The organism is Pseudorhodoplanes sinuspersici (genome assembly GCF_002119765.1).
Taxonomy (GTDB): domain Bacteria; phylum Pseudomonadota; class Alphaproteobacteria; order Rhizobiales; family Xanthobacteraceae; genus Pseudorhodoplanes; species Pseudorhodoplanes sinuspersici.
On sequence record NZ_CP021112.1, the window covers coordinates 4,752,210 to 4,770,836 of the forward strand.

Here is an 18,627-nt window from a genome sequence, read left to right on the forward strand (position 1 = left end):
CAAAACGCACGCTGGTTCGACAACTTGATTCTCCGACATGAATAACCGCGAACTCGCCGTCATCGCTCTGCTCGTCTTTGTGACGTCGCTGTTCACGCGTTCGGTCGACCCCGTCATTCCGCAAATCGCCGATGGACTGCTGGTCAATGTCGGCACGGCGGCGTTGCTGTCGACGGCGTTCGCGCTGCCTTATGCGATCGTACAACCAGTCCTCGGTGCGCTCGCCGACATGATGAGCAAGACGCGGCTGATGAGTATCTGTCTCGTGTTGCTGGTCTTGTCCGCCGTGGTGAGCGCTCTCGCACCGAACTTTACGGTGCTGGCGATCTCCAGAGTCGCGGCAGGCATCGCCTCGGGCGGTATTTTTCCAACCTCGCTGGCCCTGGCAGGCGATCGCATTCCGGTGGCGCAGCGGCAGGTTGCGATTGGCCGGCTTTTGGCCGCGACCATGACCGGCAATCTTCTGGGTGCGTCGCTGGCCGGCGTCGTCGGCGATCTGGCCGGCTGGCGTGCGGTGTTCGTCGTGGTCGGCTCGATGGGCGCACTTTGCATCGTCGCGATTGTGATCGGATTTCGCAGCAGCCCGCCGGAAACAACGAAGGGCTTCGATTTGTCGACGCTTGGTCCAAACTACCGGGCCATTTTCGGCAATCCACTCGCCAAATATTGCTTCGGCGCAGTGTTCATCGAAGCCCTGGTGGTGTTCGGCATCTTCCCGCACATGGCCGCGCTGCTGCATGAGGCCGGCGAAAGCCGCGCCTCGATCGCTGGTATCGTGCTTGCGGGGTTTGGTATCGGCGCCGTCATTTACACTTTCTGTGTGGGCTGGCTGTTGTCGTTATTGGGCGAACGGAAGATGATGATCGGGGGCGGGCTGATCATGGCGGCCTTCTGCCTGATCCTGACCTGGCGTCTGCCCTGGCCGCTGGAATTTGCCAATTTTGCGATGCTCGGCTTTGGCTTTTACTGGCTGCATGGCTGCATCCAGGTTTATGCCACCGAACTGGCGCCAACAGCGCGCGGCTCGACCATGGCGCTGCATTCGGCGGCCTTCTTTTTAGGGCAGGCGGTCGGACCGGTCGTTTACGGTCTCGGCTTTTCCCGCGTGGGCACGACGCCGATGCTGGTGGGCGGAGCGATCATCATTGCTGCGGTCGGATATATCTGCGCGCGGCGTCTGTACCACCCGAAACCGAAAACCTAACCGCGGCCTCGATAGGGCGCGACGCCCTGATCCGGCACCCAGACGCCATTCGGTAATTTTCCGGCCTGCCAGAACACGTCGATCGGCATGCCACCACGCGGATACCAGTAACCGCCGATGCGGAGCCAACGCGGTTTCAGCAGCGAGACCAGTCGCTTGCCGATAGAAACGGTGCAGTCTTCGTGGAACGAGCCGTGATTTCTGAATGAGTTCAAGTAGAGCTTTAAGGACTTCGACTCGACCAGAAACTTGTTCGGCACATAGTCGATGACAAAGTGCGCGAAATCCGGCTGGCCGGTAATCGGGCACAGCGCGGTGAATTCCGGCATCGTGAAGCGCGCGACGTAATTCGTATCCGGATGCGGGTTGTCCACCCGGTCGAGCACCGCCTCATCCGGCGATGCCGGCAGCGCGGTCGCACGGCCGAGTTGCAGGGCGGGGTTGGGCAGAACCTGTGATGTCTTCTTTCGGGCCATAGGGGCTCTTAGCGCGCTCCTTCCGGCCGCGCCAGCACCTCCCTTCTTGGTGCTCGCAACATCGATCTTGGCCTGTTTCACGGTATGCAGGCACTCTTGCGTGAGCGCTTTGATGCTGTACAAGCGGCGCGAATTCCTTCCATCCCCGCAACGCCGGAATCCTGAATGACTGCGATCGTCAACATCGTCGGCCGTGAAATCCTCGACAGCCGTGGCAATCCCACCGTCGAAGTGGATGTGTTGCTGGAAGACGGCTCGCTCGGCCGCGCGGCGGTACCGTCCGGTGCCTCTACAGGCGCGCATGAGGCGGTCGAATTGCGGGACGGGGACAAGGCCCGCTATCTCGGCAAGGGCGTCCGCAAGGCGGTGGATGCGGTTGATGGTGAAATCTTCGACGCCATCGGCGGTATGGATGCGGAAGATCAGGTCCAGATCGACGAGACGATGATCGCGCTCGACGGCACGCCCAACAAGGCGCGGCTCGGCGCCAACGCCTTGCTCGGCGTTTCGCTGGCGACGGCCAAGGCGGCGGCAATCTCCAGCGGTCTGCCGCTCTATCGTTACGTGGGCGGCGCTGCGGCGCGCGTTCTGCCGGTGCCGATGATGAACATCGTCAATGGCGGCGCGCATGCCGACAACCCGATCGACTTCCAGGAATTCATGGTGATGCCGGTCGGCGCGAATTCATTCGCCGAAGCTTTGCGGATGGGTGCCGAGATTTTCCACACGCTCAAGGCGGCGCTGAAGCAGGCTGGTCACAATACCAATGTCGGCGACGAGGGCGGCTTCGCCCCGAACCTGCCAAGCGCGGAAGCGGCGCTCGATTTCGTCATGCAGGCGATCACCAAGGCTGGCTTCAAGGCCGGCGACGATGTGTTGCTAGCGCTCGATTGCGCTTCAACCGAATTCTTCAAGGATGGCGCCTATCACTACGGCGGCGAAGGCAAAGTGCGCAGCATCCAGCAGCAGGTCGATTACCTGGCCCAGCTTGTCTCGAAATATCCGATCGCCTCGATCGAGGACGGCATGGCCGAAGACGATTTCGACGGCTGGAAGCTGTTGACCAAGACCATCGGCGCGAAATGCCAGCTCGTCGGCGATGACCTCTTTGTCACCAACGTCACACGGCTGGCCGACGGCATCGCCCAAGGCATGGCCAACTCGATCCTGGTGAAGGTCAACCAGATCGGCACGCTGACCGAAACGCTCGCCGCCGTCGAAATGGCGCACAAGGCCGGTTACACAGCGGTGATGTCGCATCGTTCGGGCGAAACAGAAGATTCGACCATCGCCGATCTCGCCGTCGCCACCAATTGCGGACAGATCAAGACCGGTTCGCTCGCGCGCTCCGATCGTACAGCGAAGTATAATCAATTGCTGCGCATCGAGCAGGAACTTGGCCCGCAAGCAAAATATCCTGGCCGCGCGGCGCTGAGGGCGCGTGCTTAACGTACTATCTTAATAGCGCCTTAAGAGCCTGCGGGCATGTTGCTGCAATGGTCTCACGCAGACGCGCACGGGGAATTCTGACCGCGCTCGGCCTTTATGTCTTGGCCGCGGCGATGATCGGCTATTTCTGGATGCACGCCTATAGCGGCCAGCGCGGCTTGCATGCCAAGCACGAGATCGAACAGCAGATGTCGGAGCTGACCGCCGAGCTGGACCGCCTGAAGGTTGAGCATGGCCAGTGGGAGCGGAAAGTGGCGCTGCTGCGGCCCAGCGGTATCGATCCGGACCTGCTGGACGAGCGCGCCCGTACACTTTTGAACCTCTCGCATCCGAACGACTTGATCATGATGGTCAAGGGCAAATAAAGGCGAGTCACTGGCAAAGTGGACCGGTTCTGTGCTCGAACGGGCGCAGATGAGAAAAAAGATATTCCTGCCACCTCAGGCATTTGGCCGCATATTCAGCATTGCGGACAGCGCATGGCGCGTGCTTTTAACCGCCATGAAATTCGGCTAAGGGTCTGCGTCGAACCGCTGTGCGGAACATTTTAGGGAGCGTCATGGCCGTAGCCAAAAAGTCGCCGGCGGTATCTGCCGATACACCCACGAAACCCGTCGAATTCAGCAAGGAGCAGGAGCTCTCTGCCTACCGCGACATGCTGCTGATTCGCCGCTTTGAGGAAAAGGCCGGCCAGATGTATGGCATGGGCCTGATCGGCGGCTTCTGCCACCTCTATATCGGCCAGGAAGCCGTCGTGGTGGGCATGCAGATGGCCCTGAAGGACGGCGACCAGGTCATCACCGGTTACCGCGATCACGGCCACATGCTGGCCTGTGGAATGGACTCAAAGGGCGTGATGGCCGAACTGACCGGCCGCCGCGGGGGCTATTCCAAGGGCAAGGGCGGCTCGATGCACATGTTCTCGGTCGAGAAGTCCTTCTATGGCGGCCACGGCATCGTTGGTGCGCAGGTCTCGCTGGGAACGGGTCTGGCCTTTTCCAACCGCTATCGCGGCAACGATCATGTCTGCCTGACCTATTTCGGCGATGGCGCGGCCAATCAGGGGCAGGTCTATGAGAGCTTCAATATGGCGGAGCTCTGGAAGCTGCCGGTAATCTACATCATCGAGAACAACCGTTACGCCATGGGCACCTCGGTGCAGCGCTCGTCAGCCCAGCAGGATTTCTCCAAGCGCGGCGCTTCTTTCAACATTCCCGGCGAACAGGTCGATGGCATGGATGTGCGCGCGGTCAAGGCCGCAGGCGACAAGGCTGTCGCGTGGTGCCGCGAAGGCAACGGTCCATACATCCTCGAGATGCAGACCTATCGCTATCGCGGTCATTCGATGTCGGACCCGGCAAAATATCGCACCCGTGACGAAGTCGAGAAGGTGCGGTCGGAACAGGATCCGATCGAACAGGTCCGTCAGCGTCTTTTGAAGAACAAATGGGCAAGCGAAGACGACCTGAAGCAGATCGATGCCAAGGTGCGCGCCACCGTCAATGAAGCGGCAGAATTCGCAACGCACGATCCCGAACCCGATCCGTCCGAGCTTTACACCGATGTCCTTCGTCAAGCGTCCTAACATTGCCGTTGGTTGAATAGAGAGCGTCCATGCCGATAGAAGTCCTGATGCCCGCGCTCTCGCCCACGATGGAGAAGGGCAACCTTGCCAAGTGGCTGAAGAAGGAAGGCGACACGGTAAAGTCCGGCGATGTCATCGCCGAGATCGAAACCGACAAGGCGACGATGGAAGTCGAAGCCGTCGACGAGGGTAAACTCGGAAAGATCCTTGTCGCCGAAGGCACGCCCGATGTTGCCGTGAATACGCCGATCGCCGTTCTCCTTGGCGAAGGGGAAGACGCTTCCGCGATCAAGATCGATGCTGTCCCGGTGGCGAAAGCCGACCGTGCGAACGATCAGCAGCGGTTCGATGAATCCGACGCACCCGATGCGCCGAAATCGGAACAGCTAAAAGACAAGGACGAACCGGTTTCCGCCGTCGCTTCCCCGCCGAAGGTCGAGGTTTTGCCCGAACCCGACGTGCCCGAAGGCACGGAGATGGTGACGCAGACGGTGCGCGAAGCCTTGCGCGACGCCATGGCCGAAGAGATGCGGCGCGACGAAAAGGTCTTCGTCATGGGCGAAGAGGTCGCCGAATATCAGGGCGCCTACAAGGTGACGCAGGGTCTATTGCAGGAATTCGGCGCACGGCGCGTCGTCGATACGCCGATCACCGAGCATGGCTTTGCCGGTCTCGGCGTCGGTGCTGCACTCGCGGGCCTGAAGCCGATTGTCGAATTTATGACCTTCAACTTCGCCATGCAGGCGATCGACCAGATCATCAATTCGGCGGCGAAGACGCTTTACATGTCCGGCGGCCAGATGGGCGCCTCGATCGTGTTCCGCGGACCAAATGGTGCCGCCGCACGCGTTGCCGCGCAACACAGTCAGGATTACTCGTCCTGGTATTCACACATTCCGGGCTTGATCGTGATCGCGCCTTATACGGCGGCGGATGCGAAGGGTCTTTTGAAGGCCGCGATCCGCAATCCGAACCCGGTCATCTTCCTGGAAAACGAAATCCTCTACGGTCATTCGTTCCCGGTTCCCAAGCTCGACGATTATGTGCTGCCGATCGGCAAAGCCAAGGTCGTGCGTCCAGGCAACCATGTCACCATCGTTTCTTTCTCCATGGGCATGACCTACGCACTCAAGGCCGCCGAAGAACTCGCCAAGAAGCACATCATGGCGGAGGTGATCGATCTGCGCACGCTGCGTCCGCTCGACGATGCAACGATCATCGAGTCGGTGAAGAAAACCGGACGCCTGATCACGGTGGAAGAAGGTTGGCCGCAATCGGGCATCGGCGCGGAGATTTCCGCCCGCGTGATGGAAAAGGCGTTCGATTATCTCGATGCGCCGGTGATCCGTATTTCCGGCAAAGACGTGCCGATGCCTTATGCCGCCAATCTCGAGAAGCTGGCGCTGCCGTCGGTCGATGAGATCATCGAGGCGGCCAAGGCCGTCACGTATCGCTGATCGGAGCTAAGCCAACATGCCGATCGACATTCTCATGCCCGCTCTGTCGCCGACGATGGAAAAGGGCAATCTGGCCAAGTGGCTGAAGAAAGAGGGCGACGCGGTCAAATCCGGCGACGTCATTGCGGAGATCGAGACCGACAAGGCGACAATGGAAGTCGAAGCGGTCGACGAGGGGACCTTGGCGAAAATCGTCGTGCCCGAAGGCACGGCCGATGTGCCGGTCAATCAGGTGATCGCGGTCCTCGCCGGTGAGGGCGAAGATGTGAAGGCGACAGCATCGGGCGCGAAAGCGGCTCCGGCTGCTGCTCCAAAGCCGCAAGCGAAGACCGACGAGACGCCGAAGGCCGCGCCTGCACCACAAGCCGCGCCTGTCGCAGCTCCCGCTGCATCGGCCAAGCCGGCTGCTGCACCTCAGCCTGCCGAACCTTCCGGTAGCAATGGCCGCGTTTTCTCGTCGCCTCTGGCGCGCCGACTGGCCAAGGAAGCCGGGATCGACATCGCCGCCGTCCAAGGATCGGGGCCGCATGGCCGCGTCATCGCCCGCGATATCGATTCCGCAAAATCCGGCAAAGGCCTGAAGGCCCCGGCACAACCCGGTGCCGCGCCTGCGCCGCAGATCGCACCCGCCATGGGCGACGACAAGATCCGCGCGCTCTATGCCGACGGCACCTACGAAGTCATCCCGCACGATAATATGCGCAAGGTGATCGCGCAGCGGCTGACGGCCTCGACGCAGACCATTCCGCATTTCTACCTGACGATCGACTGCAATATCGGCAAGCTCACCGCCGCGCGCGAAGAGATCAACGCGCAGGCGCCAAAGGACAAGGAAGGCAAGCCGGCCTACAAGCTCTCGGTCAACGACTTCGTCATCAAGGCGCTGGCGCTGGCCTTGCAACGCATTCCGGATGCCAATGTGAGCTGGACCGAGTCCGGCATGCTCAAACACAAGCATTCCGATATCGGCGTCGCGGTCGCGCTGCCGGGCGGCCTGATCACGCCGATCGTGCGCAATGCCGAAACGAAATCGCTGTCGACCATTTCGAACCAGATGAAGGACATGGCGGCGCGGGCTCGCAATCGCAAACTCAAGCCGGAAGAATACCAGGGCGGCACCAGCTCTGTATCCAACCTCGGCATGTACGGCATCAAGGACTTCACCGCGGTGATCAACCCGCCGCACGCGACGATCCTCGCCGTCGGCACGGGCGAGGAGCGCGCGATCGTCAAGAACGGCAAGATCGAAGCGGCGATGATGATGAGCGTCACGCTGTCCTGCGACCACCGCGCCGTCGATGGTGCGCTCGGCGCGGAATTGCTGGTCGCGTTCAAGACGCTGATCGAAAATCCAGTGATGATGGTTGTCTAGTTCAAAAATGAAAATCCGGACACAAGATCCGAGCTAAACGGGAGAAAACGCTTCAACGAGGGAGGGCCTTAAAGTGAGCAACGAAGGCGTTAAAGTCGTTCGTGAGCCGCACAAGAAAAAGACTACACTGCAAAAACTGAAGTCCCTGACCCGCCGCGCGATCCTGCACCGCGGGGCTCTGGCCGGCCTTTTGGCACTGACGCCAGTGCCGTTGCTGGCACAGGCCGAATATCCCAACAAACCCATCCGCGTCGTCGTGCCATTCCCGGCCGGCGGCACAACCGACATGCTGGCGCGGCTCCTGACACAGAAGATGGGAGAGTCGCTTGGCCAGTCATTCGTGGTCGAGAATGTTGGCGGAGCCGGTGGTTCGCTCGGTGCCGAGCAGATCGCGAGAGCTGCGCCCGACGGCTATTCGCTGCTGTTCCACAATCTGACCTTCTCCACAACGACGTCGTCGCTGCAATATGCGGGGCGCTCACGCCACGACATCGAGAAGGATTTCGTGCCGATCTCGGTCGGCGCCTATGTGCCGATGCTGCTGCTCGCGCATCCTTCGGTGCCGGCCAAGGACCTGAAGGAGTTCGTCGCCATTGCCAAGACATCGAAAGACCCGATGTTCTACGGCTCGACCGGGCCGGGCAGTGTGATGAACTTCTCCGGTGAACTCTTGAAGCGGGACGCCGGCATCAAGCTCGACCACGTCCCGTTCAAGGGCGCCGCCCCCCTGGTGCAGGAGCTTTTGTCCGGCCGTATCCAGTTCGGTGGCGATCAGCTGTCGACCTCGTTGCAACATGCCAAGGCTGGCGCGTTGCGACCGCTTGCTGTTCAAAGTGCAACGCGTTCGTCGGCCTTACCGGATGTGCCGACGGTGCGCGAACAGGGCTTTGCATTCCTAGAGCTGCAAGGCTGGAATGGCTTCTTCGCGCCGGCCGGTACACCCGATGCGATCGTCGCCCGCCTTCACAAGGCGATCGTCGCGGCATCACAGGCGCCCGACGTCCGTGCGAAGATGGCGATGGTCGGCGCTGAGCCTGGTGGCTCATCGCAGGAAGAGATGCGGCAAATGCTGCGCGAACAGGTTTCGAAGGTGAAGCCTGTGATAGAGGATTTGAAACTTATCGTGCAGTGATCTTTCGGAGTTGATGCCGGGCAACCCTCAGCCCGGCGTTAACCCTTTGGACTTGATGACGGTTTGCGCTTCGGGCGATTGCAGATAGGTCAGCATCGCCTTGACGAGGTCCGGCGCGCTGTTGCGAGCCACCGCACCCATGGAGAATTGCGTCACCTGATCGAGTTCTGCCGGCAGCGGGCCGACCAGCTCGGCGCCTTCGACTGCGATCAATTCGGGGATCTGCTGGACCGCGATATCGGCTTCACCGCGCACGACAAAACCAGCCGCGGGAGAGCCATTCCTCGCCTTGGCCTTGATCTCGTCGGTGATGCCGAGTTTCGTCAAAACATTCTCAAAAGCATTTCCGCTCAAGCCACCGGCCGAATAGGCAACCGCCTTGGCATCCAGCAAGGCCCGCTTGACGGCGTCCGGGGTGGAAATGTCCGGCTTGGGCGTTCCCGCCTTGATCGAGAGGCCGACCTGTGCCCGCGCGATGTTGACCCTGGGGCCCGAGACCTTGTCGGCCTTGATCAGCGCATCGATGTTATCGGCATTGGCAATGATCAGGTCGGCGGGCTCCCCATTGGCAAGCCGCTTCACGAGCTGGCCGGATGGCGCAACGGCAATGACGACGGTATGACCCGTGGCCTTCTCGAAGCGCGGGCCAAGCTCCTGCAACGAGGTCCGCAGCGCCTGCGTGCAAAAGACCCGGATCTCGCCGGCCGTGGCCGGCTGAGGCGACAGTCCAGCCATCAAAGATATTCCCAGTAAAAGGGCCACAGGTGCCCGGTGCATTGAAACCTCCCGGAATGTTTTCTTTGCAGCCTAGACCTGCTATCCGGCGGCCTCAATAACTCTCGTCGAAAGCCGGCCAGCGACTAGATCTTTGGTCGCCCGCACCGCCGGACCAGCAAGGAGCCCGATCGCCGCATGACCGAAAGCAATTTCGATATCATCATCATCGGCTCTGGCCCGGGCGGTTACGTCACCGCCATTCGCGCTGCACAACTTGGCTTCAAGACGGCGATCGTCGAGCGCGACTTCCTGGGCGGTATTTGCTCGAACTGGGGCTGCATCCCGACCAAGGCGCTGCTGCGCTCTGCTGAAATTTACCACTACATGCAGCATGCCAAGGATTACGGGCTGTCGGCCGACAATGTCTCGTTCGATGCCGCCGCCGTCATCAAGCGCTCGCGCGGCGTCGCCGGCCGGATGAATTCTGGCGTTGGCTTTCTGATGAAGAAAAACAAGGTCAGCATCATCTGGGGCGAAGCCACGATCGATGCGCCGGGCAAGATTACCGTCAAGGCCAGCAAGACCGAGGCGCCGAAAGGCGCGCTCGGCCCCGGCACCTATCAGGCCAAGCATATCATCATCGCTACCGGCGCGCGGCCGCGCGTGCTGCCGGGCCTCGAGCCGGACAAGAAGCTGGTCTGGACCTATTTCGAGGCGATGAACCCGGACAAGATGCCGAAGTCGCTGCTGGTCGTCGGCTCGGGCGCGATCGGCATCGAGTTCGCGAGCTTCTATCGCACCATGGGCGCCGAGGTGACGGTCGTCGAGGTGCTGCCGCAGATCCTGCCGGTCGAAGATGCCGAGATCGCGGCCTTCGCACGCAAGCAATTCGAAAAGCAGGGCATGAAGATCATGTCCGGCGCCAAGGTGACCAAGCTCGACAAGAAGGCCGACAGCGTCACCGCGACCATCGATGACGGGAAGGGCGGAACGCAGACGCTAACCGTCGATCGCGTGATCGCCGCCGTCGGCGTCGTCGGCAATATCGAAAATATCGGCCTGGAAAAACTCGGTGTGAAAACCGACCGCGGCGCCATCGTCATCGACGGAATGTGCCGCACCAATGTGCCGGGCATCTACGCCATCGGTGACGTGGCCGGTCCGCCCATGCTTGCACACAAGGCCGAGCATGAAGGCGTGATCTGCGTTGAGGCGATCAAGGGCCTGCATCCGCATCCGATGGACAAGCATCTCATTCCCGGCTGCACCTATTGCTCGCCGCAGACCGCCTCGGTCGGTCTGACTGAACAGGCTGCCAAGGACAAGAAGCTCGATATCCGTGTCGGCCGTTTTCCCTTCATCGGCAATGGCAAGGCGATCGCACTCGGCGAGGATCAGGGCCTCGTGAAAGTCATCTTCGACAAGAAGACCGGCCAGCTTCTCGGCGCGCATCTCGTCGGCGCCGAGGTGACCGAATTGATTCAGGGCTTTGTCGTCGCGATGAACCTGGAGACGACTGAAGAAGAATTGATGCATACTATCTTCCCGCACCCGACCTTGTCGGAAACGATGAAGGAAGCGGTGCTCGACGCCTATGGGCGTGTGTTGAACATGTAACACCGGTGCGCCATTGGCGCGATCATTACCGGAGAGAATAAAGGGGAGGGCGGATCGAAAGATTCGCCCTTTCTCGTCAGTGATCCTTTCTCGTCAGTGAGGTACCAATCTCCGAACTTCTCTTCAGCACGATGATGACCAAGGCCGCCGATTCTCTTCGTTAGCGCAGATCGATCCTGAGCGGTGCGGACGAAGGAGACTCCGACCACACCCGTTCAAACGACACGCCTCGAAGGCCGCTGTGGCGGATGTCCTCAATCAAGTCCCGCGTGAGAAAGACAGGAGAGCTGCGGCCCGGAAGCTTAAAGATTGCGTGTCCGGCCAGCACATCGCGCTTAAATTCATAGACTTCGACAGCCAGGATCGCTCCGTCGTCGAAACGCACGATCTTCGACTTCTGCTCGTCCAACGCATCGAGCACGCACGTGACATTGAGCAGCCAGTGGTGTTCACCGCGAAGCGGCAATAATTGTCCATAGGGCGCCAGTGTCTTCTTCAGCGCTTCGGCGGCCGTCGTCGTGAGCATGGGGGCGTAAGCGCCCAGCCACGGAAAGTCCGAATAAGATCGCTCATGGCCATCTTCGTCCTCTCGAAGCAGTTGCATCACCGGCTCAGGCCAATTCGTTTGAGGTGAGCCGTCGAGAGCGGAAAAGAGCTCGAAGTCATTTGGGTCTGAAGGCAAAATCCATTCTTGTCCTTCCAGCACAGTCAGACAATAGACGTCCATTCGCCGCGCCACTCACTGCTGATTCAGTCAGTCGTCATGATATACAGCGGGCGAGAAATGGGCATCGCGGGCATCTGCAAATTGGCTGTCCGCAAAAAAGCGACCGCCATCGCCACTCAGGCGGGGAATCACCGCTTGCTTGAACGGAGCCAGCGCATGAAGGCTTGGCCAAGCGTGCGGATGACGATCGCCAGAACGGCGGCGATGAGGCTTTGCAGGGCGCTCGGCGCATTGCCGGTCGGCGCTGTTGGACTGCTGGCAACCGGTCCGGGCGCGGCGGGTGTTACATCGCTGTCCGCATTGCCAGCATGTCTGGCATAGGCAGCAGCCAGCTTCTGGTCGTAGGCGTTTCTGGCATAGGCGGGACCGTTATAGCCCCGGGCGAAGGCCGCCCAATTCTGGGTTTGCAGATAGACGTTCAAACCCTTGGCGCAGATGAAGCGGGCCATGGCGGCAATTTGCTCATCCTCTCCGTCGCAGAATGCGGCGACCATGGTCTGCGGCGTGGTGTAGCCGGCAGGCATGTGGTTCTCGCCAAGGATCTGCGGCAGCCCCCAGGAGCAGGAATTCAGCGCCGCGTCTTCATTGATCTGGAGCGCCTTGTACAAGCGAGGATAGCTGTCAGGCGGATAGTCGGGCTTCCACGCGGGGTAGGCCAGGTCCTCCTGTGCCGCGGCATCCCGTTCGGCACCCGACAGGTTCTGCCAGAAGATATGTGGCTCGAACAGCATCTTCGGCCGGCCGGCATGGTCGAAGCCGAAGCCCGCGGCCTCGACGTCGATCACAGCTTCGATCGCAGCGATGTCGCAACCCAATTGCTCGGCCGCAGCGCGAAGGGCGCCGGCCGAGCGTGGACGCGCTGCGCCCGTGAACGCAAGCATGATTGTGCTCCTCGATCATGCGGCTCCGCAGCCGATGCCGGACGATCGCGAACGCTAGGTGGAGCAGGGAAACAAAATCCAAAGCCGAATGGCATAATTCGAATCGACAATGCGCTATAGCTTTGGCTTGGGCATCCGCAATACAACGCGACAGCCGGGCTGTGCGTCCTCATATACAAGCGCACCGTTCAGCTGTTGAGCCAACAGCTCGACAACCTTCGACCCAACGCCCTTCCTCACGTGCTCCGATCCAGGCATTCCGACGCCGTTATCGGAGACCGACAGCACCAATTCATGATCAGCGTGCAGCGTTATGAGAATCTGACCTGGTTGATCGTCGGGAAAGCCGTACTTGATGCTATTTGTCACCAACTCGTTGATGATAATGGCGATGGGTACGGCGACCTCACTATGCGCATAGGCTTCATCTAACTCGCAGCGCACCGCCACTGACTTATCGCCACCGAACACCATCAGCCGGCGCACGATATCGCCAATATACTCCTTCAGATCGACGGTCTTTGTTTGTTCGCGCAACATCAGATGATCGTACACCTCGGCCATCGTCTGAATGCGTTGCGATGTCTTTTCCATTGCATTCGATGTTTCCGGTCCGAGGGAGCGCGCTTGCAAGCGCACCATTGCGCTGAGCATCGCCAGGTTGTTCTTGGTGCGATGCGCGACCTCCTGCAGCAAAAGTGTCTTGGATTGCTCTGAGGCGACAACCTTTTCCATTTCCTTGCGAAGCACCTCGGCAAGCGTGCCGAAGGCGAGCGCTACGAAAGTGAAGAGAATGAGCGGAAGCGCCAACGTCGAAGTCCACTGCGGGTGCAACAGCCACAGAACGCCCGCCACCGCCAATCCTGTCGCAAAAAATGCGCTGCCGCGATCGAACATCAAGCCCGCCAGAAAAATCGCCGGCAGCAGAATAAACAGGCCGATGAAGTTGCTTTGCGTCTGCATTGCGGCAAAAAGGCCAAGACCAATCGCCACGAGGACTGCCGAAACGCCGTAGCGGACGCCGAGCGGCTGTGCCTTTGAAGGCAAAAGATAAAGGAGACTTTCCATCAAAAAGAACCATTGAGGGGCAACAAAGTTCCACTGCATGAGCAAGGTTGATGCGCAATCCTGCCCATCGCTGAGCGCCAGCGTTCTGCCTTTCTCACGAGACTGCGGGCGCTCAATCAGTTGTCGTGAATTGCGTTTCGTTTCTTCCGCAAATCATGATTTCCCTTAATTTTGATTTGGCCTTGGCCAAGGATTCAAATTCTCCAAGAACGGTTTGCTCGTGCGTCGTGGTGGCCCTGTGGGTAACGATTCTGCACCTGCTCGTCTTCACATCTTGAACGATCGAGAACGCCGTCCCGTTTTGCGCGCCGGCATGATGAGATAGGAAGAGAGCCAGACTTAAGGCGCACAAAACTCTCCCGACTGACATAGGTTTTACCTGAGGGGTAAAAAGGGGATTGGACGACGAACGATTGTCCCACACATGCTTTCCACTCGGCCGGGAATGCAGATGCCTTGCCAAGCGGATTTCACAGAACCTCGTTGTTTTGTACCACCCTTCAATGACCCCGGACCATCCGTCCCATTGTCCAACCTTCTTCAAAATTTTTGTCAATTTCCTCTAGCTCGGATTGCGGGCCGAGAGGAGAAGCGGCCATTCTTAGGGATTGACGCAGGGAGGCGTTCGCCGATCCGACGCTATGCTTGTGTGACGGTTCACATCATGCCTGTCCTGAAACCATGGCTCGCGGTCCTGATGCTGCTCGGTGCCGCCGTCCAAGGTCATGCGCAAAGTTTCGATTGCCGCAAGGCCGAAAGCGACACCGAATGGGCCATCTGTGCAACGCCCGAACTCGGGCAGTTCGACAACGAAGTGTCGGCAACCTATCGCAGGTATACCGATCCCTCTGTCACATCGTCGGCCGTGAGGGCAAAAGCCGAGCGGATGCAGGCCGCCTGGATTCATGGCCGGCGCGATTTATGCCGCGGCGACGTTGCCTGTCTGACCAAGGCCTACGGCGAGATCTTGGGCGCGCTGCGGGCGCTGCCCTATACCGAGCCAACCGCTCAGACAGGCGCACTGACGAAGCTCGCTCCGCATTGCGCCGCGCCGACCGAGATAACGGCCAACGCCCCGCCGTCCCGGCAATTCGCGAAAGCACTTTGCGACGACAAGAACCTGCTCGAGAAAGCGCGCCAGATCGATTCCATCGCAAGCGAATTGCAGGATCGTTTGTCTCCGGCCTGGCGTGCGGCCTTCGACATGCAGCAAGCCGCCATTCCGCTGACACCGAACAATTGCCCGCCTGCGAAAGTCTCCGACTGCGTGGCGCGGGTGATCGATCAGCGGCTGCAGGACGTGCGTGACTTGTCCGCCAATCTCGACAAGCCGCTCCCTGATTGCAATCCTGCCGACATCGCGATCAGAGACAGCAGCGTGGGCGATGCCGGCATGTCGCACACAATCTCTGCCTATCTGATCGACTATAGCGGCACGGCGCCGTGTCGCCTCCGCGGCTACCCGACGGCTCTCGTCTATGACGCAATGAACAAACCGCAGCCGGACGATGTCGTCTATTCGAATGGAACCTATTTCGCACGATCGACCGGTGTGCCGTTGCCGGTGACGCTTTCGCCACAGAACAGAACCGCCTGGTTTGCCATCGAAACAGCATCCGCCTGCGACGGGCCGGGCGAACGCAGCGTCAAAGTCGCTCTGCCGCTTCAACGCGCATGGCTTCGCACCATCAAGCCGCCCAACGCTAATTGTCGGCAAGTCACGGTCACGCCGGTTGCCATGATCTCGACCTTGTTGTCGTCGATCTATTAGACCAGTGGCGCAGAGCGTTGGGGCCGTCATCGCTGATCGGGCCTGCAAGCTCCATGGCAGCACTTGCCAGTGGTGACCGAACCGGCAGATTAGCTGTCACGGCGCAGCCGAGGGTGGAAGCCGAAATGTATTCCGTTTAACCGGGCCGGCATTCGCGCGGCGCCAGTGCTTTGACTAGATGTCACGCAAGTCCCTCTCGGGGCTAACCGTCGCGTTTCCGGGAGCATCGGACAACTGCGACACGTCACTACGCGTGCGATCAGGAAAATTCACATCAGCTAAGAAGTCTCAGTGCTCGTTGACAGCAACGCCGAGCATGATCAGGCTCAGCGTGCGGTTCGCGGTCTCCCGCAGGCGGCAGTAGCTCGCACCAGCAGGGTATATACCGGGCTCGATTTTGTCGAATACCGCACAGAAGCGATCGCGCGACGCGGCGAAAGTTTTCTGCGACGCTTCGATGATGTCTTTGAAGCCGCCGGACTGCACATTCTTCAACGCCTCGCGCATCTTCACGGTCCAGATGGCGAGTTCGCGCTCCGCACAGGCATTCTTCCGGGCTACGTCGTCGTTCTTCCCAGCCGCCTCCTTTATGCAAGGGTGGGCGACAAGCCCCACGCACTCAGCGCCAAACCCGCCCGATTTCTCAGCGGCCGTGAGGCACGTGTTGATCGCGGCGACATCGGCGGGCGCAGTACTCTGTGGCTTGCCGCCTTTATTTTGCGAAGCAGCGTTTGCGCTCGCGCTCAGCGCGATAGCAAGGCTGGTAGCCAATAGAAATCTTGTCACAGTGTATCTACCCAATTGCAGGTCGGTATGTAGTGCGATCACAAGTATCTCATTCAATGATTCTTGGTGCAAATTGCTATCTAGGTGTTAGCGAACTAGCGCTATCTGCTCCGGCGAATAGATGTGAAGTGCGCAACTATAGATTTCCCCTAACTGCTCATTATCGGATGCCGCCGCGGCGCAAACTCCACCCAAACTTATCCCCGCACGCCAAAACTGGATTATATCTCCTCTCATAAAGCGCAGCCGTCTCATGAACGTTTGCGCCGATGGAGCGCCGGGAGGCGCAGCCCCTTCGCGCCAGAAGGGGCGCGCGCCTCGCGGGCGGGTCTCGCAACCCCGCCCGGGTGAGGTTTGCTGACGAGAGCAGACTTGCGGCGCGCGGACGGACCCTCGCAAGGTCCGTTAAAGGGCCTCGCAAGCCCTTGGCGCCTCCCGGCGCTCCATTCCTGCTTCGGCAGGGAAGGAAAATGGGAAAAGACGTGGCCCGCGTCTTAAAACAACAGGGCCGGCGCAGCGTTGACTGAAAGCGATTGCCCAGGCGGAATGCCAAGACGCGGAGGAACATCATGCAGGATCATATCTACAAGGTGGTCGAACTGGTGGGCTCGTCGGACAGCAGCATCGAGGATGCCATCAATGCCGCAATCGCACGCGCTCACGGCACGCTCCGTCATCTGCGCTGGTTCGAGGTGGTGGAGACACGGGGCCATATCGAGAACGGCAAGGTGGCTCACTATCAGGTCAGGCTGAAAGTGGGTTTCACCATGGAAGATGCCGGATAGAACGCGGCAAGCCTCCGGCTACGCCCCGTCGCGATGTGATATTTCGATCACGCGCGCTGCGGCGAAGGATTCCAATCTGGCGTGTTTTCGCCGCCTTGCGGTTGCCCTGCAGAATCCGTAAGTAACGACCTTAAGTGCTTGATGCAGCATCCCGTTTGGGGCACCCGTGACCGTCATCATCGATACCATTTCCCGGCCAAGGCCGCGGCACCCGGAAAAGGCCGGCCGGCCCGACAGCCCGCTGCTGCGCAAGCCGGACTGGATCCGGGTCAAGGCCCCGGTGTCGCGGGGCTATAACGCCACGCAGGCGATCGTGCGGGAAAACAAACTGGTCACGGTCTGCGAGGAGGCCGGCTGCCCGAATATCGGCGAGTGCTGGGAGAAGAAGCACGCCACCTTCATGATCATGGGCGACACCTGCACGCGCGCCTGTGCCTTCTGCAACGTCAAGACGGGACTGCCCGGCGCACTCGATGCGGACGAGCCGGAGCATGTCGCCAGCGCCGTCGCGAAGCTCGGCCTGTCGCATGTGGTGATCACCTCGGTCGATCGCGATGATCTCGCTGATGGCGGCGCCGACCATTTCGCCCGCACCATCCGCGCCACCCGCGCGCAATGCCCAACGACCACCATCGAGATCCTGACGCCGGATTTCCTGCGCAAGCCCGGCGCACTGGAACATGTGGTCGCGGCAAAGCCCGACGTGTTCAACCACAATCTCGAAACCGTGCCGTCGAAATATCTCACCGTGCGACCGGGCGCGCGCTACTTCCATTCAATCCGGCTGTTGCAGCAGGTGAAGGAGCTCGATCCGACCATGTTCACCAAATCCGGCATCATGGTCGGCCTCGGCGAGGAGCGGAACGAGGTGCTGCAATTGATGGACGATCTGCGCACTGCGGAGGTCGATTTCATCACCATCGGGCAATATCTGCAGCCGTCGCGCAAGCATCATCCGGTCGCGCGTTTCGTCACGCCGGATGAGTTCAAGTCCTACGAAGCGGTCGCCTATGCGAAAGGCTTCCTCATGGTGTCGTCATCACCGCTGACGCGCTCGTCGCACCATGCGGGAGAGGATTTCGCGCGCATGAAGGCGGCGCGCGACGCGCAATCAAGCACCTGAGTGCGGGCGAGCGATGCCCGAATTCTCCACCACCCGGCGTGTGCGCCACAATGCCTCCGACATGTTCGATCTGGTCGCGGATGTCGAAAGCTATCCGCAATTCGTGCCGCTCTGTAACGCGCTGAAGGTCAGAAGCCGAAAGGAAACACCGGAAGGTGTCATCACCATCGTCGCCGACATGACGGTAGCGTACAAACTGATCCGCGAAACGTTCCGCAGCCGCGTCACGCTCGACCGTGCGAATCTTCAGATCCTCGTCGAATATCTCGATGGTCCGTTCAGCCGCATGGAAAACCGCTGGGAGTTTCACCCGGTGCAGGACTGGCTGTGCGACGTGAAGTTCTTCATCTCGTATGAGTTTCGCAGCCGCATGCTCGGCATGCTGATGGGGACGATGTTCGATACAGCTTTCCGCCGTTTCTCGGCCGCGTTCGAGAAGCGGGCCGATGTGGTTTACGGCCGAAAGACCGCCTGACG

Annotated in this window: 18 protein-coding genes; 12 read left to right on the top strand and 6 right to left on the bottom strand. The window is 60.2% G+C overall.

Translation table 11 applies throughout. The annotated features are described in order from the left end of the window. Positions 1 to 37: 37 nt before the first annotated feature. Positions 38 to 1,204 (top strand): MFS transporter, encoded by a 1,167-nt coding sequence (locus CAK95_RS23145; RefSeq protein ID WP_086090062.1) that lies wholly within the window; start codon positions 38 to 40, stop codon positions 1,202 to 1,204. On the opposite strand, the gene queF is transcribed toward CAK95_RS23145, so the two are convergent. Continuing rightward, the gene (queF, locus tag CAK95_RS23150; protein ID WP_086090063.1) at positions 1,201 to 1,680 is read right to left on the bottom strand and encodes a preQ(1) synthase; all 480 of its coding nucleotides are present in this window, start codon (positions 1,678 to 1,680) and stop codon (positions 1,201 to 1,203) included. The two genes, CAK95_RS23145 and queF, sit on opposite strands and share 4 nt — an antisense overlap. A gap of 165 nt (positions 1,681 to 1,845) precedes the next feature. Between queF and eno the strand changes: the two genes are divergently transcribed. From eno to CAK95_RS23180, 6 genes are all read left to right on the top strand, one after another. Next, entirely contained in the window at positions 1,846 to 3,129 is a 1,284-nt protein-coding gene (eno, locus tag CAK95_RS23155) for a phosphopyruvate hydratase (protein ID WP_086090064.1), read from the top strand. Positions 3,130 to 3,176: 47 nt separating this feature from the next. Beyond that, positions 3,177 to 3,494, top strand: coding sequence for an FtsB family cell division protein (locus tag CAK95_RS23160; protein ID WP_086090065.1), 318 nt, complete (start codon positions 3,177 to 3,179; stop codon positions 3,492 to 3,494). A 194-nt stretch (positions 3,495 to 3,688) separates the two neighbouring features. After that, positions 3,689 to 4,714 carry a pyruvate dehydrogenase (acetyl-transferring) E1 component subunit alpha gene (pdhA, locus tag CAK95_RS23165; protein ID WP_086090066.1) on the top strand — a complete coding sequence of 342 codons (1,026 nt, stop codon included), beginning with the start codon at positions 3,689 to 3,691 and terminating at the stop codon, positions 4,712 to 4,714. Between the two features lie 29 nt (positions 4,715 to 4,743). Continuing rightward, on the top strand, positions 4,744 to 6,171 hold the full coding sequence (locus CAK95_RS23170; RefSeq protein WP_086090067.1) for a pyruvate dehydrogenase complex E1 component subunit beta: 1,428 nt from the start codon (positions 4,744 to 4,746) through the stop codon (positions 6,169 to 6,171). Between the two features lie 16 nt (positions 6,172 to 6,187). Continuing rightward, positions 6,188 to 7,543: a pyruvate dehydrogenase complex dihydrolipoamide acetyltransferase gene (locus CAK95_RS23175; protein WP_086090068.1), complete on the top strand. Its 1,356-nt coding sequence runs from the start codon at positions 6,188 to 6,190 to the stop codon at positions 7,541 to 7,543. A gap of 73 nt (positions 7,544 to 7,616) precedes the next feature. Next, the gene (locus CAK95_RS23180) at positions 7,617 to 8,675 is read left to right on the top strand and encodes a Bug family tripartite tricarboxylate transporter substrate binding protein (protein WP_198343755.1); all 1,059 of its coding nucleotides are present in this window, start codon (positions 7,617 to 7,619) and stop codon (positions 8,673 to 8,675) included. Between the two features lie 27 nt (positions 8,676 to 8,702). On the opposite strand, the gene modA is transcribed toward CAK95_RS23180, so the two are convergent. Beyond that, positions 8,703 to 9,410 carry a molybdate ABC transporter substrate-binding protein gene (gene modA / locus CAK95_RS23185; protein ID WP_157699711.1) on the bottom strand — a complete coding sequence of 236 codons (708 nt, stop codon included), beginning with the start codon at positions 9,408 to 9,410 and terminating at the stop codon, positions 8,703 to 8,705. Positions 9,411 to 9,587: 177 nt separating this feature from the next. On the opposite strand from modA, the gene lpdA reads away from it, so the two are divergent. Next, on the top strand, positions 9,588 to 11,009 hold the full coding sequence (lpdA, locus tag CAK95_RS23190) for a dihydrolipoyl dehydrogenase (protein WP_086090070.1): 1,422 nt from the start codon (positions 9,588 to 9,590) through the stop codon (positions 11,007 to 11,009). Positions 11,010 to 11,169: 160 nt separating this feature from the next. Here lpdA and CAK95_RS23195 read toward each other — a convergent pair whose 3' ends face one another. From CAK95_RS23195 to CAK95_RS23205, 3 genes are all read right to left on the bottom strand, one after another. Continuing rightward, positions 11,170 to 11,736, bottom strand: a complete 567-nt coding sequence (locus CAK95_RS23195) for an imm11 family protein (RefSeq protein WP_086090071.1) — start codon at positions 11,734 to 11,736, stop codon at positions 11,170 to 11,172. Between the two features lie 128 nt (positions 11,737 to 11,864). Next, positions 11,865 to 12,617 (bottom strand): N-acetylmuramidase family protein, encoded by a 753-nt coding sequence (locus CAK95_RS23200; RefSeq protein ID WP_086090072.1) that lies wholly within the window; start codon positions 12,615 to 12,617, stop codon positions 11,865 to 11,867. Between the two features lie 114 nt (positions 12,618 to 12,731). Further along, a complete protein-coding gene (locus tag CAK95_RS23205) occupies positions 12,732 to 13,724 on the bottom strand; it encodes a sensor histidine kinase (protein ID WP_086090073.1) in 993 nt (330 codons plus the stop codon). A gap of 625 nt (positions 13,725 to 14,349) precedes the next feature. On the opposite strand from CAK95_RS23205, the gene CAK95_RS23210 reads away from it, so the two are divergent. After that, positions 14,350 to 15,456, top strand: coding sequence for a lysozyme inhibitor LprI family protein (locus tag CAK95_RS23210; RefSeq protein WP_157699712.1), 1,107 nt, complete (start codon positions 14,350 to 14,352; stop codon positions 15,454 to 15,456). Between the two features lie 288 nt (positions 15,457 to 15,744). Here the strand turns inward: CAK95_RS23210 and CAK95_RS23215 are convergent, their stop codons facing one another. Beyond that, positions 15,745 to 16,284: a lysozyme inhibitor LprI family protein gene (locus CAK95_RS23215; protein WP_245303500.1), complete on the bottom strand. Its 540-nt coding sequence runs from the start codon at positions 16,282 to 16,284 to the stop codon at positions 15,745 to 15,747. A 527-nt stretch (positions 16,285 to 16,811) separates the two neighbouring features. Between CAK95_RS23215 and CAK95_RS23220 the strand changes: the two genes are divergently transcribed. The 3 genes from CAK95_RS23220 to CAK95_RS23230 all read left to right on the top strand — a co-directional run bounded on the left by CAK95_RS23220 (position 16,812) and on the right by CAK95_RS23230 (position 18,625). Then, on the top strand, positions 16,812 to 17,027 hold the full coding sequence (locus tag CAK95_RS23220) for a dodecin (protein ID WP_086090075.1): 216 nt from the start codon (positions 16,812 to 16,814) through the stop codon (positions 17,025 to 17,027). A gap of 166 nt (positions 17,028 to 17,193) precedes the next feature. Beyond that, on the top strand, positions 17,194 to 18,150 hold the full coding sequence (gene lipA / locus CAK95_RS23225) for a lipoyl synthase (RefSeq protein WP_086090076.1): 957 nt from the start codon (positions 17,194 to 17,196) through the stop codon (positions 18,148 to 18,150). A gap of 13 nt (positions 18,151 to 18,163) precedes the next feature. Beyond that, positions 18,164 to 18,625, top strand: coding sequence for a type II toxin-antitoxin system RatA family toxin (locus CAK95_RS23230; RefSeq protein ID WP_086090077.1), 462 nt, complete (start codon positions 18,164 to 18,166; stop codon positions 18,623 to 18,625). Positions 18,626 to 18,627 lie beyond the last annotated feature (2 nt).